General features: G+C 70.0%; 26 protein-coding genes and 2 tRNA genes. 17 read left to right on the top strand and 11 right to left on the bottom strand.

Annotated features, from left to right (window positions below; all coding sequences use genetic code 11):
• Positions 1-14: 14 nt before the first annotated feature.
• Both ASD30_RS13785 and ASD30_RS13780 read right to left on the bottom strand, forming a co-directional pair.
• Complete coding sequence (locus ASD30_RS13785; protein WP_056682319.1) at positions 15-1595, bottom strand: glycoside hydrolase family 13 protein; 1581 nt, start codon at positions 1593-1595, stop codon at positions 15-17.
• Positions 1592-2383, bottom strand: a complete 792-nt coding sequence (locus tag ASD30_RS13780) for a hypothetical protein (RefSeq protein ID WP_056682317.1) — start codon at positions 2381-2383, stop codon at positions 1592-1594. The genes ASD30_RS13785 and ASD30_RS13780 overlap by 4 nt, the downstream gene beginning before the upstream one ends.
• A gap of 127 nt (positions 2384-2510) precedes the next feature.
• Between ASD30_RS13780 and ASD30_RS13775 the strand changes: the two genes are divergently transcribed.
• Positions 2511-3197 carry a metal-dependent transcriptional regulator gene (locus ASD30_RS13775; RefSeq protein WP_056684961.1) on the top strand — a complete coding sequence of 229 codons (687 nt, stop codon included), beginning with the start codon at positions 2511-2513 and terminating at the stop codon, positions 3195-3197.
• Here ASD30_RS13775 and ASD30_RS13770 read toward each other — a convergent pair.
• The gene (locus tag ASD30_RS13770) at positions 3184-4044 is read right to left on the bottom strand and encodes a Sir2 family NAD-dependent protein deacetylase (protein WP_056682313.1); all 861 of its coding nucleotides are present in this window, start codon (positions 4042-4044) and stop codon (positions 3184-3186) included. The two genes, ASD30_RS13775 and ASD30_RS13770, sit on opposite strands and share 14 nt — an antisense overlap.
• Complete coding sequence (locus tag ASD30_RS13765; protein ID WP_056682311.1) at positions 4041-4310, bottom strand: DUF2277 domain-containing protein; 270 nt, start codon at positions 4308-4310, stop codon at positions 4041-4043. The genes ASD30_RS13770 and ASD30_RS13765 overlap by 4 nt, the downstream gene beginning before the upstream one ends.
• 92 nt (positions 4311-4402) lie before the next feature.
• Here ASD30_RS13765 and ASD30_RS13760 point away from each other — a divergent pair, with 92 nt between their 5' ends.
• The 3 genes from ASD30_RS13760 (at position 4403) to ASD30_RS13750 (ending at position 7958) form a co-directional block, all read left to right on the top strand.
• A complete protein-coding gene (locus tag ASD30_RS13760; protein ID WP_056682305.1) occupies positions 4403-5575 on the top strand; it encodes a saccharopine dehydrogenase family protein in 1173 nt (390 codons plus the stop codon).
• A gap of 83 nt (positions 5576-5658) precedes the next feature.
• Positions 5659-6423: a hypothetical protein gene (locus ASD30_RS13755; protein WP_056682303.1), complete on the top strand. Its 765-nt coding sequence runs from the start codon at positions 5659-5661 to the stop codon at positions 6421-6423.
• Positions 6424-6590: 167 nt separating this feature from the next.
• A complete protein-coding gene (locus tag ASD30_RS13750) occupies positions 6591-7958 on the top strand; it encodes an MFS transporter (protein ID WP_056682301.1) in 1368 nt (455 codons plus the stop codon).
• Positions 7959-8016: 58 nt separating this feature from the next.
• On the opposite strand, the gene ASD30_RS13745 is transcribed toward ASD30_RS13750, so the two are convergent.
• A tRNA-Arg gene (locus tag ASD30_RS13745) sits at positions 8017-8089 on the bottom strand.
• A 140-nt stretch (positions 8090-8229) separates the two neighbouring features.
• On the opposite strand from ASD30_RS13745, the gene ASD30_RS13740 reads away from it, so the two are divergent.
• Together ASD30_RS13740 and ASD30_RS13735 are read left to right on the top strand one after the other, a co-directional pair.
• Positions 8230-9432, top strand: a complete 1203-nt coding sequence (locus tag ASD30_RS13740; protein WP_056682298.1) for an LCP family protein — start codon at positions 8230-8232, stop codon at positions 9430-9432.
• Between the two features lie 2 nt (positions 9433-9434).
• Positions 9435-9623: a hypothetical protein gene (locus ASD30_RS13735; RefSeq protein ID WP_056682293.1), complete on the top strand. Its 189-nt coding sequence runs from the start codon at positions 9435-9437 to the stop codon at positions 9621-9623.
• An 88-nt stretch (positions 9624-9711) separates the two neighbouring features.
• Here ASD30_RS13735 and ASD30_RS13730 read toward each other — a convergent pair whose 3' ends face one another.
• Positions 9712-10053: a large conductance mechanosensitive channel protein MscL gene (locus tag ASD30_RS13730; protein ID WP_056682289.1), complete on the bottom strand. Its 342-nt coding sequence runs from the start codon at positions 10051-10053 to the stop codon at positions 9712-9714.
• A gap of 74 nt (positions 10054-10127) precedes the next feature.
• Positions 10128-10793: an SAF domain-containing protein gene (locus tag ASD30_RS13725; protein WP_056682287.1), complete on the bottom strand. Its 666-nt coding sequence runs from the start codon at positions 10791-10793 to the stop codon at positions 10128-10130.
• A gap of 134 nt (positions 10794-10927) precedes the next feature.
• Here ASD30_RS13725 and ASD30_RS13720 point away from each other — a divergent pair, with 134 nt between their 5' ends.
• Together ASD30_RS13720 and ASD30_RS13715 are read left to right on the top strand one after the other, a co-directional pair.
• Positions 10928-11293 (top strand): FmdB family zinc ribbon protein, encoded by a 366-nt coding sequence (locus ASD30_RS13720; protein WP_056682285.1) that lies wholly within the window; start codon positions 10928-10930, stop codon positions 11291-11293.
• A 58-nt stretch (positions 11294-11351) separates the two neighbouring features.
• A complete protein-coding gene (locus ASD30_RS13715) occupies positions 11352-13925 on the top strand; it encodes a penicillin acylase family protein (protein WP_056682284.1) in 2574 nt (857 codons plus the stop codon).
• 4 nt (positions 13926-13929) lie between these two features.
• Here ASD30_RS13715 and ASD30_RS13710 read toward each other — a convergent pair whose 3' ends face one another.
• Positions 13930-14493, bottom strand: a complete 564-nt coding sequence (locus tag ASD30_RS13710) for a 5-formyltetrahydrofolate cyclo-ligase (protein WP_056682282.1) — start codon at positions 14491-14493, stop codon at positions 13930-13932.
• A 59-nt stretch (positions 14494-14552) separates the two neighbouring features.
• On the opposite strand from ASD30_RS13710, the gene ASD30_RS13705 reads away from it, so the two are divergent.
• The 7 genes from ASD30_RS13705 (at position 14553) to ASD30_RS13675 (ending at position 19783) form a co-directional block, all read left to right on the top strand.
• Entirely contained in the window at positions 14553-15932 is a 1380-nt protein-coding gene (locus ASD30_RS13705; RefSeq protein WP_056682281.1) for a UTP--glucose-1-phosphate uridylyltransferase, read from the top strand.
• Entirely contained in the window at positions 15925-17157 is a 1233-nt protein-coding gene (glp, locus tag ASD30_RS13700) for a molybdotransferase-like divisome protein Glp (RefSeq protein ID WP_056682277.1), read from the top strand. Before ASD30_RS13705 ends, glp begins: the two co-directional genes overlap by 8 nt.
• A complete protein-coding gene (gene moaC / locus ASD30_RS13695) occupies positions 17157-17627 on the top strand; it encodes a cyclic pyranopterin monophosphate synthase MoaC (RefSeq protein WP_056682275.1) in 471 nt (156 codons plus the stop codon). Before glp ends, moaC begins: the two co-directional genes overlap by 1 nt.
• A complete protein-coding gene (locus ASD30_RS13690) occupies positions 17624-18121 on the top strand; it encodes a MogA/MoaB family molybdenum cofactor biosynthesis protein (protein ID WP_235530164.1) in 498 nt (165 codons plus the stop codon). Before moaC ends, ASD30_RS13690 begins: the two co-directional genes overlap by 4 nt.
• Entirely contained in the window at positions 18118-18702 is a 585-nt protein-coding gene (locus ASD30_RS13685) for a GNAT family N-acetyltransferase (RefSeq protein ID WP_056682271.1), read from the top strand. The genes ASD30_RS13690 and ASD30_RS13685 overlap by 4 nt, the downstream gene beginning before the upstream one ends.
• Positions 18703-18803: 101 nt before the next feature.
• Positions 18804-19643 carry a divisome protein SepX/GlpR gene (gene sepX, locus ASD30_RS13680; protein ID WP_056682268.1) on the top strand — a complete coding sequence of 280 codons (840 nt, stop codon included), beginning with the start codon at positions 18804-18806 and terminating at the stop codon, positions 19641-19643.
• 67 nt (positions 19644-19710) lie between these two features.
• A tRNA-Ala gene (locus ASD30_RS13675) sits at positions 19711-19783 on the top strand.
• Positions 19784-19883: 100 nt separating this feature from the next.
• Here the strand turns inward: ASD30_RS13675 and ASD30_RS13670 are convergent.
• Complete coding sequence (locus ASD30_RS13670; RefSeq protein WP_056682265.1) at positions 19884-20855, bottom strand: GlxA family transcriptional regulator; 972 nt, start codon at positions 20853-20855, stop codon at positions 19884-19886.
• 125 nt (positions 20856-20980) lie between these two features.
• Here ASD30_RS13670 and ASD30_RS13665 point away from each other — a divergent pair, with 125 nt between their 5' ends.
• Entirely contained in the window at positions 20981-21616 is a 636-nt protein-coding gene (locus tag ASD30_RS13665) for an isochorismatase family protein (protein ID WP_056684956.1), read from the top strand.
• A gap of 90 nt (positions 21617-21706) precedes the next feature.
• On the top strand, positions 21707-22024 hold the full coding sequence (locus ASD30_RS13660; protein ID WP_056682251.1) for a GNAT family N-acetyltransferase: 318 nt from the start codon (positions 21707-21709) through the stop codon (positions 22022-22024).
• Here ASD30_RS13660 and ASD30_RS13655 read toward each other — a convergent pair.
• Entirely contained in the window at positions 21996-23693 is a 1698-nt protein-coding gene (locus ASD30_RS13655) for an FAD-dependent oxidoreductase (RefSeq protein WP_082563831.1), read from the bottom strand. The two genes, ASD30_RS13660 and ASD30_RS13655, sit on opposite strands and share 29 nt — an antisense overlap.
• A gap of 10 nt (positions 23694-23703) precedes the next feature.
• A complete protein-coding gene (locus ASD30_RS13650) occupies positions 23704-24153 on the bottom strand; it encodes a nuclear transport factor 2 family protein (protein ID WP_235530165.1) in 450 nt (149 codons plus the stop codon).
• Positions 24154-24245: the final 92 nt, after the last annotated feature.

Below are 24245 nucleotides of genomic sequence, written 5' to 3'. Positions count from 1 at the left end.
CCGGCAAAACCTCTTCACACGAGCCAGGCGGCGGTGTCCGGCGGCAACCCGTCGTCGAGGGGACCACTGGCCAGCAGCACCGTTCCGTCGGGCATCGCGACGGTCGTCGTACCGCAGTTGAGGACGGCGGTGACCGGACCGCGACGGAACGTGAGCACCTTTGCGCCGAGGTCGAGCAACTCGACCTGGTCGCCGGCCGTCGTCGCGAACGTACGCCGTGCGCTCAGGGCCCGCCGGTAGAACGCCAGCGTCGACTCCGCGTCCTCGGCCTGGGCCTCGGCGGTCAGCGACGACCACCCGGCCGGTTGGGGGATCCACGGCTGGTCGGAGCCGGGTCCGAAGCCGAACGGCGGGGCGTCGCCCGACCACGGCAGCGGCACCCGGCACCCGTCCCGACCGGGCTTGCCGGTGGTCAGGGCCTGCGGGTCCTGCCAGTGCGCCCGGTCGACGTCGACCTCCTCGAGACCGAGCTCCTCGCCCTGGTAGAGGTACGACGACCCGGGCAGTGCCAGCATCGTCATCGTGGCGGCTCGCGCCCTGGCCAGGCCGACGGTGCCGCCGCCGTACCGGGTGACGTGCCGGATCACGTCGTGGTTGCTCAGCACCCAGGTGGGCGAGCCGCCGACGAGGGCGACGGCGGCCAGGGTCTCGGTGATGACGGCAGCGAACTGCGCTGCCGACCAGTCCGCCGAGAGCCAGTGGAAGTTGAACGACTGGTGCAGCTCGTCGGGCCGCACGTAGCGCGCCAACGAGGCTGCGTCCCGGGTCCACGCCTCGCCGACGGCCATCCGGTCGTCGGGGTAGGAGTCGAGGATGCGCCGCCACGCGCGGTAGACGTCGTGCACCTCGGGCTGGTCCCACATCGGCTCGTGCTCGGGGTGCTGCGGCCCGAGCAGGTCGGCGGCCAGGTTGGCCTCGCGCTCGGCATCGGTCAGCCGCTGGTCGGGCAGCCCGGGCTCCTTGAACAGGCCGTGCGCCACGTCGATGCGGAACCCGTCGACGCCGCGGTCGAGCCAGAAGCGCAGCACGTCCTCGAACATCGCGGGGACCTCGGGGTTGCGCCAGTCGAGGTCGGGCTGGGTCGCGTCGAAGAGGTGGAGGTACCACTGGCCGTCCGGCACTCGCGCCCAGGCCGACCCGCCGAAGACGGACTCCCAGTTGTTCGGCGGCACAGCGTCGGACGGCACAGCGTCCGGCCCGTCGCGGAACAGGTAGCGGCCGCGCTCGGGACTCCCCGGCCCGGCGGCCAGCGCCGCACGGAACCAGTCGTGGTCCTCGGAGGTGTGGTTCGGCACGAGGTCGACGATCACCCGGATGCCGTGGGCATGCGCCTGCTCGAGCAGCGTGTCGAGGTCGGCCAGCTTCCCGAAGAGCGGGTCGACGTCGCGGTAGTCGGCCACGTCGTACCCGTGGTCGTGCTGCGGCGAGGTGTAGAACGGCGTGATCCACACGGCGTCGACGCCCAGCTCGGCGAGGTAGGGCAGCCGCGAGGTGATGCCGGGCAGGTCGCCGATGCCGTCACCGTCGCTGTCGGCGAAGCTGCGCACGTAGACCTGGTAGCAGACGGCGTGGCGCCACCAGGCCTCGTCGGTCACGAGAAGTCGGCCGGGTCGATCGCGATCCAGGTGTGCTCGGCGCGGGCCACCACGCGGCGGTCGGCGTCGTAGAGCGTGCTGGCGGTGAACGTCTTGCGGCCCTCGGTGCCCCGGGCCTGGCCGACCACGACGTGCTCCTCGCCGATCGCGGGCAGCGCGTCGACGGCGGCAGTCATCCGGCCCAGCACCAGGGCCCGATCCTCGAAGTCTCCGGCCCAGGCACCGATGCAGTCCAGGGCGGCCCAGGTGGCTCCGAGCGAGGCGCGGCCGTGCTCGTCGACGTACTCGTGGTAGTCCTCCTGAACACTGGGGTGCGGGGTCCACGTCGAGGCCACCCGGCTCTGGCCGTCGATCTCGCCGACCGGGCCGGGGAAGACGCGCAGGCCGTCGCCCTCCGCGCGGTCGGTGCCGCAGGCGAAGCAGGTCGGGAACGGGTGCTGGCGCAGTCCGGCGTACGACGCCTCGGCCGCGCGCGCCTCGTCGGGGGAGACCTGCTCGACCGGGGTGAGGGTGTCGTCGGGGAGCACCCGCGCGGAGAGCACGGGCAGGCCACCGAAGGAGGCCACCAGCGTGCCGTCGTCGTCACCGGCCACGGTCATCGCGGCGTCGAGCGGAGGGGGCTGGCGCAGCGTCACCTCGATCACCGGCCACCGGTCGGCCCGGTTGTCCGGGCAGTCGTGCTGGACCAGCGCCGCGAGGGCGCCTGCGCTCCAACCGCCGTTCCCGGACTTCGGCGGGCCGCAGAACCGGGAGGGAATGGTCAGCTCCGTGGCGGGGAAGTGCAACATCTTGTCGATCGCTCCAAGCGTGTTCGTGCGTCAGTCGTGGCTGCTCGACGTCGAACGTAGCCTGATCCGGGCCAAGTCAGTAGTGCCGGGCTCACGCAACACCCACCGGTAGGCAACAATGGGGCACGTGAGCGACCTGATCGACACCACCGAGATGTACCTCCGCACGATCTACGAGCTCGTGGAGGAGGGAATCGTGCCGTTGCGGGCGCGGATTGCCGAGCGCCTGCACCAGAGCGGCCCCACCGTGAGCCAGACCGTGGCCCGCATGGAGCGTGACGGCCTGCTGACCGTCGAGGGCGACCGCCACCTCGAGCTCACCGACGACGGCCTGCGCCTGGCCACCCGCGTGATGCGCAAGCACCGCCTGGCCGAGCGGCTGCTCACTGACGTGATCGGCCTCGACTGGGAGTTCGTGCACGCCGAGGCCTGCCGGTGGGAGCACGTGATGAGCGAGACCGTCGAGCGCCGCCTGATCGAGCTGTTGGGCCACCCGACCGAGTCGCCGTACGGCAACCCGATCCCGGGCCTCGACGAGCTGGGCCAGAGCGGCGTCGGCGAAGACTTCATGGAGGGCGTCGAGTCGCTCTCAGCGGTCGCCGGATCGGACGAGTCGCGGGTGCACATCCGCCGCATCTCCGAGGAGATGCAGAAGGACGAAGACCTGATGGGCGCGCTGCGCCGGGTCGGTGCCGTGCCCGACAAGACCGTCGTGGTGATCGCCACCGAAGACGGCGTGCTGATCGGCTCGGGCGGCGAGACCGCCGAGATCATCCCCGAGGCGGCCGACCACATCTTCGTCAAGCGTCTCTGAGCTCCGATCTGCTTCGAGCGCTGAGCGCACCGAGGAACTCACTGGTCCCGGCGTGCAGCGTGTACGTCGCAAGGTCGTCGCCGCGGGTCGTCCCGCGGTTCACGATCACCACGGGCACACCGAGCTTCGCGGACCGCTTGACGAACCGCAGGCCCGACATCACGGTCAGGGACGAGCCGGCCACCAGTAGCGCCCCGTCGCGCTCTGCCAGGGCCTCGACCGCGTCGTAGCAGCGCTGCACCCGCGCGGCCGGCACGTTCTCGCCGAAGAAGACCACGTCGGGCTTGAGCACCCCGCCGCACGCCTCGCAGTCGGGTACGACGAAGCCGGCCGTGTCGTCGAGGTCGACGTCCCCGTCGGGTCGTGACGCGACGTCGGCGTGCGCGTCGGCGTACCCGGGATTGAGCAGGTCGAGCCGTTCGTGGAGCGCCGACCGGCTGCTGACCGTGCGGCAGGACAGGCAGATCACGTCGGAGATGCGGCCGTGCAGGGCGATCGGGTTGCTGCCGGCGGCCTCGTGGAGGCCGTCGACGTTCTGGGTGACCAGCAGGTCGACACGGCCGCGGGCCTCGAGCAGGGCCAGTGCGCGATGGCCGGCGTTGGGCAGCGCGTGGTGCATGCGGCCCCAGCCGACGTGGCTGCGCGCCCAGTAGCGCTGTCGGGCCGGCGGGCCGGAGACGAACTCGCCGTAGGTCATCGGCGTCCGCGCCACGGAGTCGGGGCCGCGGTAGTCGGGCACGCCGGAGTCCGTGGAGACCCCGGCCCCGGTGAGGACGACGAGCGGTCGCGCGGCGAGGAAGGCGAGGGCCTCCGTCGCGAGCGCCTCCGTCGCGGGTGCCTCTGTCAACGGGCGTATCTCAGCTCGGCACGGGCCTTGCGCTTCTCGGCCTCCACCTCGCGGTTCTTCGGCGGGACGTTGGTGACCAGCTTCTCCAGCAGGTGCGCGGTGATGTGGGCGATCTCGTGCACGGCCTCGTCGAAGGCGGCCTGGTTCGCCTGGGCCGGCTTGGTGGTCCCGCTGACCTTGCGGACGTACTGCAGCGCGGCGGCGGTCACCTCGTCCGGAGTGGCGGGCGGCTCGAAGTTGTTGAGGGGTCGGATGTTGCGGCACATGCCCACAAAGGTACGCCGGACCCACGCTGGTTGAGGAGGTCGTTCTGCGACCGACTCGAAACCAGGCTGCGGCTCTAGGGCACGATGTGGACATGGCTGATCGCGAGTTCGACATCGTCCTGTTCGGTGCCACCGGGTTCACCGGAGGCCTCACCGCCGAGTATCTGGCGCGGCACGCTCCGGCCCGCCTGCGCTGGGCCCTGGCCGGCCGCAGCAAGGCGAAGCTCGAGGCGGTGCGTGATCGCCTCGTCGCGATCGACCCGCGGCTCGAGGTCATGGAGCTGCTCGTCGCCGACGCCGCCGATGCGGCCGCCCTGGGCGAGGTGGCGGCCCGGGCCCGCGTCGTGATCAGCACCGTCGGCCCCTACCTGGCGTACGGCGAGCCGCTGGTCGCCGCGTGTGCAGAGAAGGGCACCGACTACGTGGACCTCACCGGCGAGCCCGAGTTCGTCGACCGGATGTGGCTGGCCCACCACGACACTGCGGTCGCCTCGGGTGCGCGCCTGGTGCACTGCTGCGGCTTCGACTCGATCCCGCACGACCTCGGCGTCTTCTACACGATGCGGCACCTGCCGCCGGACGTGCCGGCGAACGTGCGGGGCGTCGTACGCAGCAATGCGACGTTCTCCGGCGGCACCTTCCACTCCGCGCTCGGTGCGATGGAGCGGGCCCGGCAGATGAAGGCCGCCTTCGCCGAGCGTCGGCGCAAGGAACGGCGCTCTGAAGGCCGGTCGAGCCGTGCCGTGGCCGGCAAGCCGCACCGCGACAGGCTCCTCGGCTACTGGCTCCTCCCGCTGCCGACGATCGACCCGCAGGTGGTGCAGCGCAGCGGTGCGGCCCTGGCGTCGTACGGCCCGAAGTTCATCTACTCGCACTACGCCGGCACGAAGACGCTGCGCTACGCCGCGGGCGGGGCCGTCGGGGTCACCGCGCTGGCGGCGGCCGCGCAGGTCGGGCCGGTGCGCAACTTCCTGAAGGGCAAGGTCAAGCAGGGGGAGGGTCCCTCCGAAGGACGACGCCGCAAGTCGTGGTTCACCGTCGACTTCGTCGGCGAGGCCGGCGGCGAGGTCGTGCACACGCGGGTCTCCGGGGGCGACCCCGGCTACACCGAGACCTCGAAGATGCTCGCCGAGTCGGCGCTGTGCCTGGCCTTCGACGAGAACCCCGAGACCGCGGGCCAGGTGACCCCGGCGGTGGCCATGGGCGACCGCCTGCTCGACCGCCTGCGCAGCGCAGGAATGGGGTTCGAGACCATCACTGGTTGAGGCTCGGTTTGCGCCCGGGGACGGTGGGGGAGGGTGTCGGCACCAGACCCTGACCCAGGGCCCGCAGAGAAGGAACTACCCCCATGCGCAACCGCCGCCTCCGTGCCGGAACCACCGTCGTCGCCGCCGTGCTCGTCCCCCTGCTGGGACTGAGCGCCTGTGGGTCCGACGACAAGGACGACGACAAGTCCTCGACCAGCGACTCACCCGCGCAGCCGAGCAGCGACGAGCCCACCGACGAGACCAGCGAGACTCCCTCGGAGACGCCGTCCGAGGAGCCCTCCGAGGCGACCACCGAGGAAGCCGGCTCGACCGGTTCCCTGCCCTCGTGGGCGCTGCCGGTCACCAAGCCGGGCGACCTGCTGACCACTGCCGAGGTCGGCGACGTGACCGTCGCGGTCTACCAGGTGGGCCACGAGAAGGCGACCGACGACGGCAACTTCGTCGACCCCGACACGAACAAGCCCATCCTGAAGAAGGGTGACGACCTGATCTTCGTCAACTACGTGATCACCAACAACGGTGACCCGATCGACCTCGGCTCGAGCCGCGTCTCGATCAGCGCGCGCTACGACGACTGGAAGTGGATGCAGGGGATGGACAGCGACACCGACGACTCGGTCTTCGAGTCGCAGGGTGTCAACCAGGACGACCTGGGCCCCGACGGCTACAACGAGCGCGGCATCTACACGTTCGGCACCGGCGAGACCTACTCGTTCGGCGAGAACTTCGCCTACCAGAAGAACTCGCCCATCACCTTCGACGTGACCATCACGCCGGTCGACGCCGAGGGCGAGCTCCAGCACGACCTGAAGTCCGAGGGAGAGATCAAGACCACGATCAAGTGACGGCTCGGATCACTGGGTGGGGACCAGGACCCGAACAGGGGTGATTGAGACCTGCGGGCGCTGAAAGGCGCCCGTGGTCAACCCTAGGCATTGCCCCGGTGTGACGCACGCCACGGGCTGTCAGGGTGACGGGAATGTCCGAAAAAGACCTGAATCGGAGTCCCCTCATGACCAGCACCTCAGCCTCTGCGGAAGCCCGCCGCAGCCGTACCCTCCACTGGGTGGTCGGGCTCTCGTTCGCGGCCCTGCTCTTCGACGGTTACGACCTGGTCGTCTACGGCACCGTGGTCCCCACCCTGCTGGCCGACAAGAGCCAGATCGGTGCGCTCACCCCCGAGCAGGCCGGCACGCTCGGTAGCTGGGCGCTGATCGGCGTGCTCGTGGGTGCGCTGACCGCGGGCGCCATCGGCGACCTGGTCGGCCGCCGCCGGATCATGCTCGTGAACATCGCCTGGTTCTCGGTCGGCATGGCGCTGACCGCGACGACCACCAGCATCTTCACCTTCGGCGCCGGTCGCTTCCTGACCGGCATCGGAGTCGGGGCGCTCGTGGCCACGGTGGGTGCCCTGGTCGCGGAGTTCGCTCCGGCCGACCGGCGCAACCGCTACAACGCGATCGTCTACAGCGGCATCCCGGCCGGCGGCGTCTGTGCCGCCCTGGCCGCCATCGTGCTCGACGACGTGGCCGGCTGGCGCGGCCTGTTCTGGATCGGTGCCCTGCCGGTGCTCCTCCTGCTGCCGTTGGCCTGGGCCAAGCTGCCGGAGTCGCCGCTCTGGCTGCTCTCTCGCGGTGAGACCGAGCGGGCGGCCGCGGTGTCGCGTCGTACCGGCGTCGCCCTGCCGGCTGCCGGCACCGTTCCCGCCACTCAGGCGACCAAGGCCGACAAGGTCGGCTACGCGGCGCTCGCCTCGCGTCCCTACCTGGTGCCGACCATCCTGCTCGGCCTGATGAGCTTCTCGGGCCTGCTGCTGACCTACGGCCTCAACACGTGGCTCCCGCAGATCATGGAGGGCAAGGGCTACGGCAAGGACTACGCGCTCGCCTTCCTGCTGCTGCTCAACCTCGGCGCCATCGTCGGTGGGCTGATCGCCTCGTGGGTGGCCGACCACAAGGGCGCCCGGCGCGTGGTCGCGACCACCTTTCTGCTGGCCGCCGTGGCGCTGCTCCTGATGCCGTTCGACCTGCCGTTCACCGTGCTGCTGGCCGCCGTTGCGGTCGCCGGCGTCGGGTCCATCGGCACCCAGGTGCTGATCTACGGACTCGTGTCCAACTACTACCCCACCTCGGCCCGTGCCGCGGGCGTCGCCTGGTGTGCCGGGTTCGGCCGCCTCGGCGGGATCGTGGGCCCGGTGATCGGCGGCATCCTGGTCGGCGCCGGAGTCGGCGGCAGCACCGCGTTCCAGCTGTTCGCCGCGGTCAGCGTCGTCGGCGCGGTGGTCACGCTCTGCGTGCGGGGTGTCGCCGGAGGTCGTACGTCGACCGCGGTCACGCCCGACGAAGAGGCTGCCGTGGCCCGGGACGCCGTACCGGCCTGAGGCGATGCACGAGGGCCCGGCACCGGAGTCGATTCCGGTGCCGGGCCCTCGTCGTACGTGCCCCAGGCAAGAGTCGAACTTGCGACCTTTCGCTTAGGAGGCGGCTGCTCTATCCACTGAGCTACTGGGGCGGGCGGCAGACATCCTGCCATGCCCCCATTGTCGTTGTTTTGGCGGATTCAGGGTTGAACCGCACAATTTGGGAGGCTGCATTACCGTTCAACGGGCGCAGCCCGCGCACGACACCCCATTCATCGAGTGAGAAGTTCGAGTGAGCAACGACGACCCGACCGGCCGCCACCGCGGCGAATCCGAGCACAAGCATCGCCTGCTGAGCGTGCTCGGATACGGGATCCTCGTCCTCACCCTCGGGTTCGGGCTCTTCGCGGTCTACACCTACCGGCACCTCAACGAGAACCTCAACGTGCTCAACGTCGACAAGCAGCTCGGCGACGATCGACCCGACCAGGCTGACCTGCAGAAGTCCGGCAAGCCTTTGAACATCATGGTCATGGGGTCCGACTCCCGTGAAGGCTCGGGCAACAACATCGACGGCCTCACCGGTGGTGGCCAGCGCTCGGACACCACGATGGTGCTGCACCTCTCCGCCGACCGGAAGTTCGCGTACGGCGTGAGCCTCCCGCGCGACGCCATGGTCGAGCGACCGACCTGCTACGACGACGACATGGAGGAGATCCCCGGGGGCTTCGACATGTGGAACGCCGCGTTCGCGTACGGCGGCCCGGCGTGTGCGATCCGCCAGTTCGAGCAGCTCTCCGGAGTGCGCATCGACCACTTCGTCGTCGTCGACTTCAACGGCTTCAAGGACATGGTCGATGCCATCGACGGCGTCGAGGTCTGCATTCCCGAGGACGTCGACGACGACGTCGGCAACATCCACCTCAAGGCCGGAACCCGCGAGCTGGAGGGCCAGGAGGCGCTCAACTACGTGCGCGTCCGCCACAACATCTCCAACAACGGCGACATCGGCCGGATGAAGCGCCAGCAGGCCTTCATCGCGGCGATGGTGAACAAGGTCAGCTCCAAGGGCGTCCTCGGCCGGCCTGACCGCCTGTTCAGCTTCCTCGACGCGGCCACCAAGTCGCTCACCCTCGACCAGCGGCTCGGTTCGGTCGTGAAGATCAAGAACCTGGCCGAGCAGTTCCAGAACATCGGCACCGACAACATCAAGTTCATCACCGTGCCGTGGGACTTCTACGAGCCCGACCCGAACCGCCTGGTCTGGGCCGAGGACGCGAACCTGCTCTGGAAGAAGATGAAGTTCGACGAGCCGCTGAGCAAGCGGCTCAGCTCCGACGTGATCACCGCCGCGCGGCGCCCGGGTTCCACCGCGACGCCCGACCCCGACTCCACCGAGTCGCCGTCCGCGGATCCCTCCGACGAGGCGACCGAGCCCACCGAGGCGGAGACCGACGCGGCCGAGGCCGCCGAGGCCAACGGCCTCTGCGCCTGATCATGGCTACCCAGGACCCACCCGAGGAGGAGGCGGCTCCCGAACAGGAGACCGCCTGGCAGCGCCGCAAGCGCCTGGCCGCGATCTTCGGTGACGTGCTGCCCGAGACCACCGGCGACGAGCGCGGGGCGGACTCGTCCGGCAAGCCCGACGACTGGTACCGCAGCCAGGTGCCTCCCCACCACGGCTGACCGCGTTCGATCTCACGGGACTTGAAATGGCAACGAGGCCCGCCCCCTCCCAGGGGTCGGGCCTCGTTGACTCAGGCGTGAAGAGAACTCAGGCCTTGGTGGCGAGCGAGTCGCGGATCTGCGTGAGCAGGTCGACCTCGGTCGGGCCGGCGGCCTCGCCCGGGAAGAAGCGCTCCTTGGCCTTCGTGTAGGGCACCACGACGAAGAAGTAGACGACGGCACCCATGATGATGAAGGCGATGACGGCGTTGAGGAAGGCGCCGAACGAGTTCAGCTCGTTGCTGAAGACGTCCTCGGCGCTCTCGGGGAGGAGGCTGGTCAGCCAGTTGGTGAAAGTGCTGACGACGTCAGCGAACGCCAGGGCCATGATCAGACCGGTGGCGATCTCGACGAGGTTCCCGCGGAGCAGGAAGTTCTTGAACCCATCCATTGATTTATCTCCTTCTTGATCCGGCCCCCCGAGGGCGCCGGAATCCCAATATGGGGACTAGACAGCGCAACACGCTAGCGTGAAATCGTGGCGGAGAGATAACGCGTCGCCGCAGCAGAAGCGACAATTTCGGACATGCTGGTCGACGTGGCGACGACCACCAGGCGACCGGACGTGCCGATCCGGGCACTCCGCGCACCCTCCTCGGGCAGCGCGATCACCGCCACGTCGTCACCGACGCGCTCGGTGTCACCCGTGCGCTGGTCGGTGGCCAGCAGGTCGATGCGGTCACCGACACGCAGCAGCGCGACCGCCCCGTCGTCGGGCACCCGCACCGGCACGGCGACCATGCCGGGGTAGCCGTCGAGCAGGCCGGCGCCGACCAGGCGTACGTCGGTGACCGGCTCCCCGCGACGCACCGGACCGGCGGTCGTGCGCCCCACGGCGTACGACGCGCTGGCCACCCGGTCGGGCGCGGAGTCGGCAGGGAGGTCGACGGTGGTGAGGTCGGCCGCGGACAGGGTGGCACCGGCCGGCAGGTCGCGCGCAGCGACGGTGACCGTGACCGTGGGTGGGGGGCTCGGCGCCATCGTGCGGACGCCGGCGAAGACCGCCCCGGCCACACAGACGGCACAGAGCAGGCGGCGTCGGGCCAGGACGGCCCGGCGCACGCCGTGGCGCAGGTCGCCGAGGCGGCGGCGGAGGTCGGGGCTGGACGGAGCTGAGCGTGTGCTGGCCATGGCAGCGAGGCTAGGTCGCCGCGGACGAGCGTGGATCGGTTCTCCACAGGTGTCGTACCATTGGCAGTCGGCCCGGCCGAGTGCCAGCCCGCGTGCCAGCCGATCACACCGCTCTCCCGGAGGATTTCCAGCCCGTGCCCACCTACCAGTACGCCTGCACCGAGTGCGACCACGCCTTCGAGCAGGTCCAGAAGTTCAGCGACGACGCGCTCACCGTCTGCCCGGTCTGCGAAGGCCGCCTGCGCAAGGTGTTCAACGCAGTGGGCGTGGTCTTCAAGGGCTCCGGCTTCTACCGCACCGACTCGCGAAGCGGGTCGAGCTCGTCGCTGCCGTCCTCGGGCGGCAAGGAGTCGGGCGGCAAGGACTCCGGCAGCAAGGAGTCGGGCAGCTCGAGCAGCAGCAGCGACTCCGGCAGCTCGTCCGCCAAGGACTCGGGCAGCTCCAGCAGTTCGAGCAGCTCGTCCAGCAGCACCACCTCCAGCGCGTCCTCCAGCTCCTGAGCACCCCCACGGGGACAATGCCACTGTGGGAATGGGCCGTGGCGGGAGTGGGCCGAGCGTGAACCTCAGGCAGGGCTGGACGACCTTCCGTCAATGGCCGTGGGCCGCGCGCTGGGCGTCGTACGTCGCAGCGGTTCTCGTGCTGGCACTGGTCGCCAGCCTGGTCACCGGCGTCGTGCTGGTGCGCAAGCCGTTCCCCCAGATGGACGGCGAGATCGCCCTGCCCGGCCTCGAGGGTGACGTCACGGTCGTCCGCGACGAGCACGGCATCCCGCAGATCTACGCCGACACGACGGCCGACCTGATGCGGGCACAGGGCTATGTGCACGCCCAGGACCGTTTCTACGAGATGGACGTACGCCGCCACATCACGGCCGGCCGCCTCTCGGAGATGTTCGGCGAGACCACCCTCGAGACGGACAAGGCGATCCGCACGATGGGCTGGCGCCGGGTTGCCGAACGTGAGCTGGCGATGTTGCAGCCCGACACCCGGGCCGCGCTCGAGTCGTACGCCGACGGGGTGAACGCCTACCTCGAGGACCACTCGCTGTCGGAGATCTCCCTCGAGTACACGCTCCTGCGCGCCGGTGGGCTCGACTACCACCTCGAGGAGTGGAGCCCGGTCGACTCGCTGGCCTGGCTCAAGGCGATGGCCTGGGACCTGCGCGGCAACATGGACGACGAGATCTCGCGCGTGCTCCTCTCGGTCAACCACACCCCCGAACAGGTCGACGAGCTCTACCCGCCGTACGACTTCGAGAAGCATGCGCCGATCGTCGGGCAGGGCGCCCTCGTCGGCGGGCGCTACGAGCCGGAGGCCACGCGTCCGGGCAGCCGCAACCCGGCCCGCCCGGCGTACACCGCAGCACAGGTGCGCGCGGTGGCGAGTGCGCAACGCGGCATGGACGCCGTGCCCGCGCTGCTCGGGAAGGGTGAGGGGATCGGCAGCAACAGCTGGGTGGTCGACGGCGAGCACTCGAGCACCGGCAAGCCGTTGCTGGCCAACGACCCGCACCTGGGCACGAGCATCCCCGGAATCTGGTACCAGGTCGGGCTGCACTGCCGCACCGTTTCCGAGGACTGCCCGTTCGAGGTGTCCGGCTTCAGCTTCTCCGGCGTGCCCGGCGTGGTGATCGGCCACAACGCCGACATCGCCTGGGGCTTCACGAACCTGGGCCCCGACGTCACCGACCTCTACCTCGAGAAGCTGGACGGCAACACCTGGTTGTACGACGGCCGCTACCGACCGCTGAAGACGCACACCGAGACGATCAAGGTGCACGACGGCGAGGACTTCGAGCTGACCGTGCGGGAGACCGACCACGGGCCACTGCTCTCCGACGTGTCGAAGGAGCTCAGCACGGTCGGGGCGAACGCCGAGGCGCCGAAGGGCCAGGAGGGTGGCAACGGCTACGCGGTGGCGCTGCGCTGGACCGCACTCGATCCCGCGCCCACGGCTGACGCGATCCTCGAACTGAACCGGGCCTCGGACTGGAACGAGTTCCGCGCCGCCGCAGCCGACTTCGCCGTACCGGCGCAGAACCTCGTCTACGCCGACCGCGAGGGCCACATCGGCTACCAGGCGCCGGGGCGCATCCCGATCCGCAAGTCCGGCAACGACGGCTCCGTGCCGGTGGCCGGGTGGCTGCGGGAGAACGACTGGAGCAGCCTGACGATCCCGTTCGACGCGCTGCCCACGCTCTACGACCCGAAGGACGGGTTCGTGGTGACCGCGAACCAGGCCGTCGTCGACGACTCCTACCCGATGTACCTCACCGACGACTGGGACCGCGGCTACCGGTCGCAGCGGATCCGCGACGTGATCGAGGCCGAGGGCGAGCTCTCGATCGACGACATGACCGCTCTCCAGCTCGACGACCGCAGTGCGCTGGCCGACGTGTTGGTGCCCTACCTGCTCGACATCAGGTTGCCCGGCGGCTACCGACGCGACGGGCAGAAGGTGCTCGCCCGGTGGAACCACGAGCAGGGTGCGACGTCCGCCGGCGCGGCCTACTTCAACGTGGTGTGGCGCAACCTGCTCGAGGCGACGTTCCACGACGAGATGCGCGAGTCCCTGTACCCCGACGGCGACAGTCGCTGGTTCTCGGTGGTCTCGAACCTGCTCGAGGACCCGGCGAACCCGTGGTGGGACGACCGCGGCACCCGGGCCGTCGAGGACCGCGACGAGATCCTGCGGAAGGCGATGCTGCAGGCCAGCGACGAGATCATCCGGCTGATGGCGCGCGACCCGCACGACTGGGAGTGGGGTCGGCTGCACCGCCTCGAGCTGCGCAACCAGACCCTCGGCACCTCCGGAATCGACCCGGTCGAGGCACTGTTCAACCGCGACTACCGCGTCGGCGGCGGCAGCTCGCTGGTCAACGCGACGTCCTGGGACGCGGCGGAGGGCTACGAGGTCACCTCCGCGCCGTCGATGCGCATGGTGGTCTCGCTGGCCGACTTCGACGACTCGCGCTGGATCAACCTGACCGGCAACTCCGGCCACGCCTTCCACCCCAACTACACCGACCAGACCGAGCTGTACGTCGAGGGGCGCACGCTTCCGTGGGCGTTCAGCCCGGACGCCGTCGACGAGGCCGAGGAGCACACGCTCACCCTCACCCCGCCGTGACGCGTCAGAACCGTCGGATGCCCGAGGGTGTGGCGGCCGCGGTCACGGGTCGGTCGTGCGGCTCGACGGGCACCTGGTCACGCAGCTCGTCGTCGTAGAGCAGCACGCAGACGAACGTGCCGACCGGCACCCGCGCCAGTGCCCGGTCGTAGGACCCGCCGCCCCGGCCCATGCGCATCCCGTCGCGGCCCACGGCCAGTCCGGGCACCAGCACGACCTCCGGCGTGGCAATCGCATCCAGGCCCAGTCTTGGTCCGGTCGGCTCGAGCAGCCCGCGTCTGGCCTGTTCAAGTGAGCCGTCGTACGCCGCCCAGTCGAGGTCGTCGTCGGGGGCCAGCACCGGCAGGATCACGCGCTTCCCGGCGGAGACGAGTCCGTCGAGCAGCAGTCCGGTTCCCGGCTCGGTGCCGATCGAGACGTACGCCGCGACGCTGGCCGCCCGGCGTACCTCGGGAGCGGCCAGGAGATGCTCCGCGAGGGCGACTCCACCGGCCGACACGTCGGCCAGGGACAGCCTGTTGCGGGCGGTGACCACCTGGTCCCGCAGGGCGGTCTTGGCGACGGTCATGTCCCATAGGTTAGGGCGTGGTTGTTGTCCCGGGCGCTGGTCGGCCTACGATCGAAGGCATGGGCAGTTCCGCACTGAGACGTGCACTCGACAAGATGGCCGACGCAGACATCGAGCCCGGTGCTCGTGAGGTCTTCGCGCACTACTTCCGCCTGCTCGAGGTGGGTGAGACGGGGATGATCCCTGAAGACGCCATCGAGCCGCTGGAGATGGAGTCGCTGGCCGACGTGAGCGTCGCCGACGACGCGGCCTCCGCGGCGATCGCCACGACGGCGGTGATCAAGCTGAACGGCGGCCTCGGCACCTCGATGGGCATGGACCGTGCGAAGTCGCTGCTGTGCGTGCGGCGCGGACTGTCGTTCCTCGACATCATCAGTCGGCAGATCCTCTCGCTGCGCAAGGAGTACGGCGCGCCGCTGCCGCTGATCTTCATGAACAGCTTCCGCACCTCCGAGGACACCATGGCGGCGCTGGGTCGCTACGAGGACCTCCCGGTGCCGGGCCTGCCGCTGGAGTTCCTGCAGAACAAGGAGCCCAAGCTCCTGACCAAGGACCTCTCCCCGGTTGTCTGGCCGAAGAACCCCGACCTCGAGTGGTGCCCACCCGGCCACGGCGACATCTACACCGCGCTGGTCGGCAGCGGGCTGCTCGACCAGCTGATCGAGGCCGGCTACGAGCGGGTCTTCGTCTCGAACTCCGACAACCTCGGCGCGGTGCCCGACGCGCGGGTGGCCGGGTGGTTCGCCGAGTCCGGTGCCCCCTTCGCCATCGAGGCCGTACGTCGCACCGCCGCCGACCGCAAGGGTGGCCACTTCGCCCGGCGCAAGGCAGACGGACGCATCATCCTCCGCGAGACCGCGCAGACCCTGGAGTCCGACCGACCGGCGCTGGCCGACCTCGACCGGCATCGCTACGCCAGCACGAACAACCTGTGGTTCGACCTGGCCGCGATGAAGCGGACCCTGGCCGAGCGCCACGGCGTGCTGGGGCTGCCGTTGATCCGCAACATCAAGCACGTCGACCCCGGTGACAAGACGTCGCCGGAGGTGATCCAGGTCGAGACCGCGATGGGCGCCGCGATCGAGGTGTTCGAGGGGGCCCGCACCATCGAGGTGGGCCGCGAGCGCTTCGTGCCGGTGAAGACCACCGACGACCTGCTGGTGCTGCGCTCCGACGTCTACGACCTCGGCTCCGACTTCGTGCTCGAGCAGGCCGGGGAGCGCATCCCGCTGATCACCCTCGACCCGTCGTTCTACCGGCTGGTCGGCGAGTTCGACAAGCGGTTCCCCCAGGGCGCGCCGTCGCTGCGAGGCGCCGGGTCGTTGAAGATCGACGGCGACTGGACCTTCGAGTCCAACGTGAAGGTGACCGGTGAGGTGGAGCTGCCGGCGGAGAAGGGTGCCCAGCGCGTGGCCTCGGGGACGGTGCTCGATGGCTGAGCCCCTCTCGACTCAGCCGATCCCCGTGCGTGAGCACGTTGCCCGCATCCTCGACACGATCGAGCCCCTGGGCGTCTACGGCCAGACCCTGCTCGACGCCGGCGGACTGCCGATCGCCGAGGACGTCACGTCGCCGATGCAGCTGCCGCCCTTCGACAACTCCGCGATGGACGGCTATGCGGTGGCGTTCCACGACGTGGCCGACGCCGCCGAGGACCACCACATCCACCTGCCGGTGGTGGGCGAGATCGGTGCCGGCCAGGCCCGGCTGGTCGCCCTGTCGCCCGGCACGGCAGTGAAGATCATGACCGGTGCGCCGGTGCCGCACGGTGCCGACGCCGTGGTGCCCTACGAGTGGACCGACCGGGGCGTCGCCCAGGTGCAGATCACCCGGGCGCCGCGCGAGGGCGAGCACATCCGGCGGGCCGGCGAGGACGTCGAGACCGGCGAGGTGCTGGTCTCCGAGGGCACCGTGCTCGGCCCGCGCCACATCGGCCTGCTCGCCGCCGCCGGTCGTGCCGAGGTGCAGGCCCGCCCACGCCCCCGCGTGGTGGTGATGTCGACCGGCACCGAGCTGCGCGACCCCGGTGCGACGCTGGCGCCCGACTCGATCTACGACTCCAACTCGTTCATGCTGGCCGCGGCCGTCCGCGAGGCCGGCGGCATCCCGTTCCGCGTCGGTGCGGTCCCCGACGACGCGGCCGGGTTCACCGAGGCCTTGCAGGACCAGCTCGTGCGTGCCGACATGGTGATCACCAGCGGTGGGGTCAGCGAGGGCGACTACGACGTGGTCAAGGAGGCCCTGCGCGACACGGGTTCGATGTGGTTCGGCAAGGTCGCGATGCAGCCCGGCAAGCCCCAGGGGTTCGGCCTCGTCGGCGATGACGAGGTGCCGATCTTCACGTTGCCGGGCAACCCGGTGTCGGCGTACATCTCGTTCCAGGTGTTCGTGCTGCCGGCACTGCGCAAGCTGCAGGGGCGTACGCCGTACGAACGGCCCACGCGCACCGCCCGGCTGACCCATGGTCTCTCCTCGCCGGAGGGACGCGAGCAGTTCGTGCGCGCCGACTACGACGCCCGAGTCGTGACGCCGGTCGGCGGCCACGGCTCGCACCTGCTCGGCGACCTGGCCGCGTCCAACGCCCTGATCAACGTGCCGGCCGACGTCACCTCGCTCAAGCCCGGCGACTCGGTCGAGGTGCTCTTGCTCGACGAGGCCTTCTGATGGGCGACCGGCTCACCCACGTCGACGAGAGCGGCGCGGCCCGCATGGTCGACGTGTCCGGGAAGGCGGTCACCGCGCGCGAGGCGACCGCCTCGGGCCGGGTGCTCGTCTCGACGGCCGTCGTGGCGCTGTTGCGCGGCGACGGCGTGCCGAAGGGCGACGCGCTCGGCGTGGCCCGGCTGGCCGGCATCATGGGCGCCAAGCAGACCCCGTCGCTGATCCCGTTGTGCCACCCGCTGGCGATCTCGGGCGTGACGGTCGACCTGGTCGTCGGCGACGCGTCGGTCGACATCAGGGCCACCGTGCGCACCACCGACCGCACCGGCGTCGAGATGGAGGCACTGACCGCGGTCTCGGTGGCTGCCCTGACCGTGATCGACATGGTCAAGGCCGTCGACAAGGGCGCGGTGATCACCGACGTGCGCATCGAGGCCAAGTCCGGTGGCAAGTCGGGGGAGTGGACCCGTTGACCATTCCGCCGGCGCCGCCACTGCGGGCCGCCGTGGTGGTTGCCTCCAACCGCGCCGCCGCCGGGGTGTACGCCGACGAGACCGGCCCGCTGATCGTTTCTGCCTTGCAGGGTTGGGGATTCTCGGTTTCCGAGCCGTCCGTCGTACCCGACGGTGATCCGGTCGCCGAGGCCATCAGATCGGCAGTGGAGGCCGGGGCGCGAGTGGTCCTGACCACCGGCGGCACCGGACTGACGCCCACCGACCGCACGCCCGAGGCGACCCGCCCGCTCCTCGACCGCGAGGTGCCGGGCATCGCCGAGGCGATCCGTGCGCACGGTGTCGGCAAGGGCGTGCCGACCGCGGCCCTCTCAAGGGGCCTGGCCGGGGTCTCGGGAAATTGCCTGGTGGTGAACCTTCCCGGATCGCGTGGCGGCGTGAAGGATGGTCTGGCCGTGCTCGAACCCCTGCTGCGGCACGCCGTCGAGCAGATCATCGGAAGCGACCACACATGAGCCATTGGCCCGTCACCTTGGAACACGGCGAGGTGACGCTGCGGCCGATCGAACAGTCCGATGCTCGTGACTGGCGCGATGCGCGCAACCGCAACGCCGTGTGGCTCAAGCCGTGGGATGCGACGGTCCCGCCGGGCGCCCGGGCCCGACCGGCCACGTTCCGGGGAATGGTCAAGCGGCTCACCAGGCTGGCCCGCGACGACGAGGCGATGCCGTTCGTCGTCGAGGTCGACGGCGAGTTCGCCGGCCAGGTGACCGTCAGCAACATCGTCCGGGGCTCGGGGCAGTTCGCTTCGATCGGCTACTGGATCGACCAGCGGTTCGCCGGACGCGGCGCGATCCCGCTGGCCGTGGCGATGGCGATCGACTACTGCTTCCTGGTGGCCGGGCTGCACCGCATCGAGATCTCGATCCGTCCGGAGAACACCAACTCCCTGCGGGTCGTGGAGAAGCTCGGCATCCAGCAGGTCGGCTATGCGCCGCGGTTCCTGCACATCGACGGGGCCTGGCGCGACCACCGGCAGTTCGCGATCACCGCCGAGGAGTGCCCCGGTGGCCTGGTCCGCCGGCTCGAGTCCTGAGCGTCTCCCCGCCGGCCAATCACACACGTCACACCAGTTGTTTTGCGACACACCTATGGACATCCGCCTCACAGTTCGCTAAGGCTCATAACCTCTGAGGCGTGGAACTGTCCGGAATCATCTTCGTCGCCCTCGCCGTTGCCTGGGCGGCCTACCTGCTGCCCAAGGCCCTGCGACACCACGACGAGGTGTCGCGAAGTCGCTCGGTCGAGCGATTCTCGAACACGATGCGGGTGCTGGCCCGCCGCGAGCCGGTCACCGGCTCCAGCGCACGCCTGGTCGTCCAGCCCGGCCGCTCCGACAACGCCACCGAGGTGACGGTCAAGGGTGCGGCGGCGTCGACTCCGGGTGCCACGCCCGCCCAGATCCGCGCCCGTCGCGAGGCCACCCGGGTGGCCACCGCGCGCCGTCGCCGCGTGTTCAGCATCCTGCTCTTCCTCAACGTCGCGGTTGCCGCGGTCGCCACCGCCGGTGTGGTCGGCTGGGTGTGGCAGTCCGCACCGGCCGGCCTGATGGTGGTCTGGCTCGTGCTGTGCCGCCTGATGGTGCGGTCCGAGATCGCTGCCGACGCCGTACTCCTCGGGCACGCGCCCGTCGAGGACGCGGCACTCGAGGACGACGCCGACGACCTTCCGGCCGACTACGACGTGGACCGCAACGACCAGGGCTTCGACGAGGTCGCACCCTCGGCCGAGACCGCCACGATCAACGCGATCGACCCCGAGCTCTGGGACCCGGTGCCCGTCACCCTGCCGACGTACGTCAACAAGCCCGCCGCCGTACGCCGCACGGTCCGCACCATCAATCTGAGCGAGCCCGGGGCCTGGACCTCGGGTCGCACCGACGAGGACGCTGCGATCGCCCGCGAGGCCGACGCCGCGGACAAGGCCGAGCGGGACGACCGCGACCAGGGCGACGGCAAGGTGGCCGTCAACTCCTGATCCCCAATTCGGAACCGTCCGGACGCTGGTGATATCTTTTTTCCTCGCGTGAGTACGTCGACGCGATGGGGCTGTGGCGCAGTTGGTAGCGCGTCTCGTTCGCAATGAGAAGGTCAGGGGTTCGAATCCCCTCAGCTCCACAGATTGAGAACCGCTCCTCGCCTGCAGAGATGCCGGGAGGAGCGGTTTTCGTCTTTCCCGTGGCCGACCACGTGCCACCGAAAGCAGCCCGGTGGCGACCTACGTCAGCACCTCCTTCGTCGGGCCGAGCGGATCCGCGAACCGCTGACGGTAGGACGTCGGTGTGGTGGAGTACGCCGCGGTGAAGTTCTGGCGGAAGGTCACGACGCTGCGGAACCCGCTGGTGCGGGCGATGCGGTCGATGGGCCACGTGGTGCTCTCGAGGAGTCGTCGGGACTCGTCGAGGCGTCGGGCCAGGACCCAGGTGGCGGGGGTGGTGCCGGTGACTTCGCTGAAGCGACGGGTGAAGTTGCGCCGGCTCATCCGGGCGTGGGCAGCCAGGGTGTCGACGGTGAGGTCCTGGTCGAGGTGGGCCAGGGCCCAGTCGAGGGTGGGGCTCAGGTGGCCCACCCCTCCGGGCTCGGGGATCGGTCGCTCGACGTACTGGGCCTGACCGCCCTCGCGGTGGGGTGCGACGACGAGGTGTCGGGCGACGGTGGCGGCGGCAGTGGAGCCGAGGTGGGTGCGCACGATGTGCAGGCAGGCGTCGATGGCCGACGCGGTGCCGGCGGAGGTGAGGACGTCGCCGTGGTCGAGGTAGAGCGCTGAGGCGTTGACCTCGATCGCGGGGAACCGCCGGGCCAGCTTGGCGGCGGCGCTCCAGTGGGTCGAGGCACCTCGGCCGTCGAGGATGCCACTCTCGGCCACGGGGAAGGCGCCCAGGCACAGGCCGGCGACGCGGGCACCGTGTCGATGCGCCGCTCGGATGCGGTCGGTGAGGTGCTCGTCGGCAGGGGGAAGGTCGGTCGGCCACGACGGGAAGACGAGGAGGTCGGCATCGATCGCGGAGGGCCCGGCGACGTCGTCGATCAGGATCCCCTCGGCGGTGCGGATCGCCGTCCCGTCCTCGGTCCACACGGTCGTGGTCCAGTCGTCGGCGAGGCCGGCGCGGGTGACCTCGCCGAACACGAGCAGTGGTGCGGCGAGGTGAAACATGGTGATGCCTTCGAAGGCGTGAACGGCGATCCGCATGGTTGGCCCAATCTCATCGAAGTGTGTCAGTTGTGCCACTCACGGTAGCGCACCATCGAGACACACGATGGGTGCACGAGCAGAGCCGTCTGCTCACGCACCCGAGGAACCAGGAGAAGGTTGAGATGACCGCACCACGCAGAGCGCTGATCCTCGTCGACGTCCAGCAGGAGTACTTCGAGGGGATCCTGCAGATCCAGTACCCGCCGCGTGAGGAGTCGCTGGCCAACATCGTGCGCGCGATCGATGCCGCGGAGCAGCAGGGCCTGCCCGTGGTCGCGGTCCAGCACCAGCTCCCCGAGGGTGCTCCCGTCTTCGCCGTGGGCTCCCCGAGCTGGCAGCTGCACCCGGAGATCGAGAAGCGCGCCACCGCGTCGTGGAAGCGGGTGACGAAGAGCTGCGCCAGCGTCTTCGCCGGCACCGACGTCGCATCCTGGCTGGCCGAGCAGGGCGTGGACAGCATCACCGTCGTGGGCTTCATGACCAACAACTGCGACGTCGCCACCGCGGTGGCGGCCGAGGAGCTGGGTCTCTCGGTGGAGCTGCTGTCCGACGCCACGGGTGCGATCCACCTGGCCAACGAGCAGGGCAAGGTCGAGGCCCGGCGGCTCCACGAGACCCTGCTGACCCTGCTGCACTCCAATTTCGCCGCGGTCGCCACCACCGACGCCTGGCTCGCCGCCGTCGAGAGCGGTGCGCCCCTGCCCAAGAGCAATCTGGGTACGTCGGCCGTGCAGGGACGCGCAGCCTTCTCGGCCTAGCCCTGGATGGTTCGGCGGCCGCCTCGACCTCGGTGCGTGACAGCCACGAGGATGGAGGCAAGGATTGAGCTCCGACTACGAGAGGCCGAGATGACCGAGACGACCGACCAGGACATCACCGTCCACGACGCACCCGAGAAGCACCGCTACGAGATCCACGTCGGGGAGGTGCGCGCGGGGTTCGCCCAGTACCGCCTGCCCGACGAAGGGCATGTCGACTTCGTGCACACCGAGATCGACGACGCGTTCAGCGGCCAGGGCCTGGCCTCGCGGCTGGTCTCTGCGGCCCTGGCCGACGTACGGACCCGTGGCAAGCGGATCATCCCCCACTGCCCGTACGTCGCCGGGTGGATCAAGCGCCACCCGGAGTACGACGACATCACCGACTGGCCGCAGCCTCGCCAGTGACCGAGTCGGCGACCGAGCCGGTGATCGACGCGGCGGCACGGTAGCTGAACGCGATGATCGGGCCGAGCGTCGCGCCCCCGGCCCAGTAGGAGCCGCCCGAGAACGACGCGACGCAGTTGCCGACGCCGTACAGGCCGGGGATCGGCTCCCCGGAGTCGTCGAGGACCCGCGCGTCCTCGTCCACCTGAGGGCCGCCCTTGGTGTCGAGCGTGCCGCCGGTCAGCAGGGTCGCGTAGTAGGGCCCGGTGTCGCTGATCGGGAACATGGTGGGGTTCGCGCCGTGGTCGTCGTCGGGCACCGCGCCGTTGAAGACGTGCTGGATGGGGCGCTCGCCACGGTGGAACTCGGCGTCCTCGCCCGCGTGTGCAGCGGCGTTGAACGTCTCGAGGGTGTTGCGCAGGGTGGGCAGGAAGTCGTCGGCCACGCGGGCGCCACCGGTGTGGGCGGCGTACTTCTCGAAGCGGAGCCGGATCTGCTCGGCCAGGTCCGCCAGCGTCTCGCCCACGATCACGTGGGCGGTGTCCTCCGATCCCGGCGCGGGGATGACACTTCCGAACCGATCGTTGCCGGCGGTCTCGGCGGTGCGCTGGTCCCACACGCACACCGAGACGAGGTTCGGGTACTCCGCGGCCTCGCCGTCCCAGCGGAAGAAGCTCTGAGCGATCTCGTGGTACTGCAGCTTCTCGTTGACGAAGCGCCGTCCCTCCTTGTTCACGATGACCATCGAGTCGCCGACCATGGTGAACGTCCCGGAGAGGTCGGGACGCCGGGCCACGGTCTTCTCCAGGGGCAGCGGGCACATCCACGCCGCATTCATGTTGCGCGGCTGTGCTCCCAGAGGCATGGCGATGCGGAGGAAGTCGCCCTCGTTCGTCGGAGCGGCGCACCCCGGGAAGACCGGATGGGCCAGGTGGTTGCGACGCAGCTCGTCGTCGTGGGTGAAGCCGCCGCTCGTGAAGACGACCGCCTTGCGGGCGCCGATGCGGACCGGCGTGCCGTCAGCGGTCGTGGCCTCGACGCCGACCACGCGACCCTCGTGCACGACGGCACGCTGGACGCGATGACGGAGGCGGATGTCGACACCGTCGCGCTCCGCGGCCTCGGCCAGGCTCCGCGTGGTGACCCGGCCGCCGTCGTGCATGGTCTCGGCGGCATCACGGTGGATCAGGACGCGTCCCCGGTTGGCGACGTCCTCGGGCAGCTCGGAGTGGTAGTCGGGGACGTCGGGCACGTGCCGGTAGGGCAGGGCGCCGCGTTCGTTGAGCAGTTCGGCCGCCGGAGAGGCGCTCTCGTGGATGGCGCGCAGGCCGCGGAGCTCCAGGTCGGTCAGGCCGAAGGTCGGGCTGCCGGCGTCGTAGCGTGCGGGGTAGGAGAGCCGGGCGACGAACCGCAGATAGTCGGTCTCGTCGTCGTGCAGCCCAGCGGCGCGCATCGGCTCGTTGTCGGGCACCCAGTACCAGTAGGCCGCCTTGAGCGCGGTGCCGCCGACCTGCTCGGCCTTCTCGAGGACGATCACCTCGGCGCCGCCCCATCGGGTGAACAGGGCGGTGGGCAGGCCCGCGCCCCCGCCACCCACGACCACCACGTCGGTGACCGTGTCGAAGTCCAGGCGGTCGGTGGGGCGGGCGGACTCGCGCGGGATCGGGTTCGGTGTCTGCGTGGTCGTCACGACGCCTCCCTCAGGCCTGGGCTGCGGCGAGCCACGGGTAGCGGGCGGTGTCGGCGTCGACGTAGTCGGGATCGAGGTGGATGTGCAGTCGCTGGATCTTGCCGTCGCGGATCTCGAAGACGTTGCAGAAGCGACCCCCGAGGCCCACACCCCCGCGCCAGGTGCTGCCGTCGGCCAGCTCGCCGTGCGTCATGCCCTCGGCGACGACCATGTCGTTCTCGATGACGTAGTTGAAGTAGGCGTTGTCGTGCACGATGGCTGCGAACATCGGCCACAGGTCGGCGAAGAGCTGCTCGACCTCCTTGATCCCGCGGGCCGCTGCGTGCTTGGGGAAGTAGACGTAGGCGCTCTCGTCGAACAGGTGGAGGAACGACTCCCCGGCGTCCATGAGCTTGAAGTAGCTCACCGCCACGGCCTTGCGGTCGTCGCGGGTCATCGGCGTGCTGGTGGTCTCGGGCATGGTCTGTCCTTCGTGAGGTGGAGGGGGGCTGGGCTGTGAACGTGGTCACAGTTGTAGCACTCGATGTGCGCACAAACAAGAAATATTCGAAA

Origin of the sequence: Nocardioides sp. Root140 (assembly GCF_001426745.1) — a bacterium.
Lineage (GTDB): Bacteria > Actinomycetota > Actinomycetes > Propionibacteriales > Nocardioidaceae > Nocardioides.
The sequence above is the reverse complement of the archived record's forward strand: the minus strand, read 5'-3'. Positions and strand labels throughout refer to the sequence as shown.

What these genes read in the sequence shown, in the direction of transcription:
- ASD30_RS13725 (WP_056682287.1), bottom strand. Translation starts at nt 10,793, where the DNA reads ATGGCCAGCACACGCTCAGCTCCGTCCAGCCCCGACCTCCGCCGCCGC.
- ASD30_RS13710 (WP_056682282.1), bottom strand. Translation starts at nt 14,493, where the DNA reads ATGACCGTCGCCAAGACCGCCCTGCGGGACCAGGTGGTCACCGCCCGC.
- ASD30_RS13670 (WP_056682265.1), bottom strand. Translation starts at nt 20,855, where the DNA reads ATGCGGATCGCCGTTCACGCCTTCGAAGGCATCACCATGTTTCACCTC.
- ASD30_RS13750 (WP_056682301.1), top strand. Translation starts at nt 6,591, where the DNA reads ATGACCAGCACCTCAGCCTCTGCGGAAGCCCGCCGCAGCCGTACCCTC.
- ASD30_RS13660 (WP_056682251.1), top strand. Translation starts at nt 21,707, where the DNA reads ATGACCGAGACGACCGACCAGGACATCACCGTCCACGACGCACCCGAG.
- ASD30_RS13765 (WP_056682311.1), bottom strand. Translation starts at nt 4,310, where the DNA reads ATGTGCCGCAACATCCGACCCCTCAACAACTTCGAGCCGCCCGCCACT.
- ASD30_RS13665 (WP_056684956.1), top strand. Translation starts at nt 20,981, where the DNA reads ATGACCGCACCACGCAGAGCGCTGATCCTCGTCGACGTCCAGCAGGAG.
- glp (WP_056682277.1), top strand. Translation starts at nt 15,925, where the DNA reads ATGGCTGAGCCCCTCTCGACTCAGCCGATCCCCGTGCGTGAGCACGTT.
- ASD30_RS13735 (WP_056682293.1), top strand. Translation starts at nt 9,435, where the DNA reads ATGGCTACCCAGGACCCACCCGAGGAGGAGGCGGCTCCCGAACAGGAG.
- moaC (WP_056682275.1), top strand. Translation starts at nt 17,157, where the DNA reads ATGGGCGACCGGCTCACCCACGTCGACGAGAGCGGCGCGGCCCGCATG.
- ASD30_RS13650 (WP_235530165.1), bottom strand. Translation starts at nt 24,153, where the DNA reads ATGCCCGAGACCACCAGCACGCCGATGACCCGCGACGACCGCAAGGCC.
- ASD30_RS13760 (WP_056682305.1), top strand. Translation starts at nt 4,403, where the DNA reads ATGGCTGATCGCGAGTTCGACATCGTCCTGTTCGGTGCCACCGGGTTC.
- ASD30_RS13780 (WP_056682317.1), bottom strand. Translation starts at nt 2,383, where the DNA reads ATGTTGCACTTCCCCGCCACGGAGCTGACCATTCCCTCCCGGTTCTGC.
- ASD30_RS13685 (WP_056682271.1), top strand. Translation starts at nt 18,118, where the DNA reads ATGAGCCATTGGCCCGTCACCTTGGAACACGGCGAGGTGACGCTGCGG.
- ASD30_RS13730 (WP_056682289.1), bottom strand. Translation starts at nt 10,053, where the DNA reads ATGGATGGGTTCAAGAACTTCCTGCTCCGCGGGAACCTCGTCGAGATC.
- ASD30_RS13755 (WP_056682303.1), top strand. Translation starts at nt 5,659, where the DNA reads ATGCGCAACCGCCGCCTCCGTGCCGGAACCACCGTCGTCGCCGCCGTG.
- ASD30_RS13705 (WP_056682281.1), top strand. Translation starts at nt 14,553, where the DNA reads ATGGGCAGTTCCGCACTGAGACGTGCACTCGACAAGATGGCCGACGCA.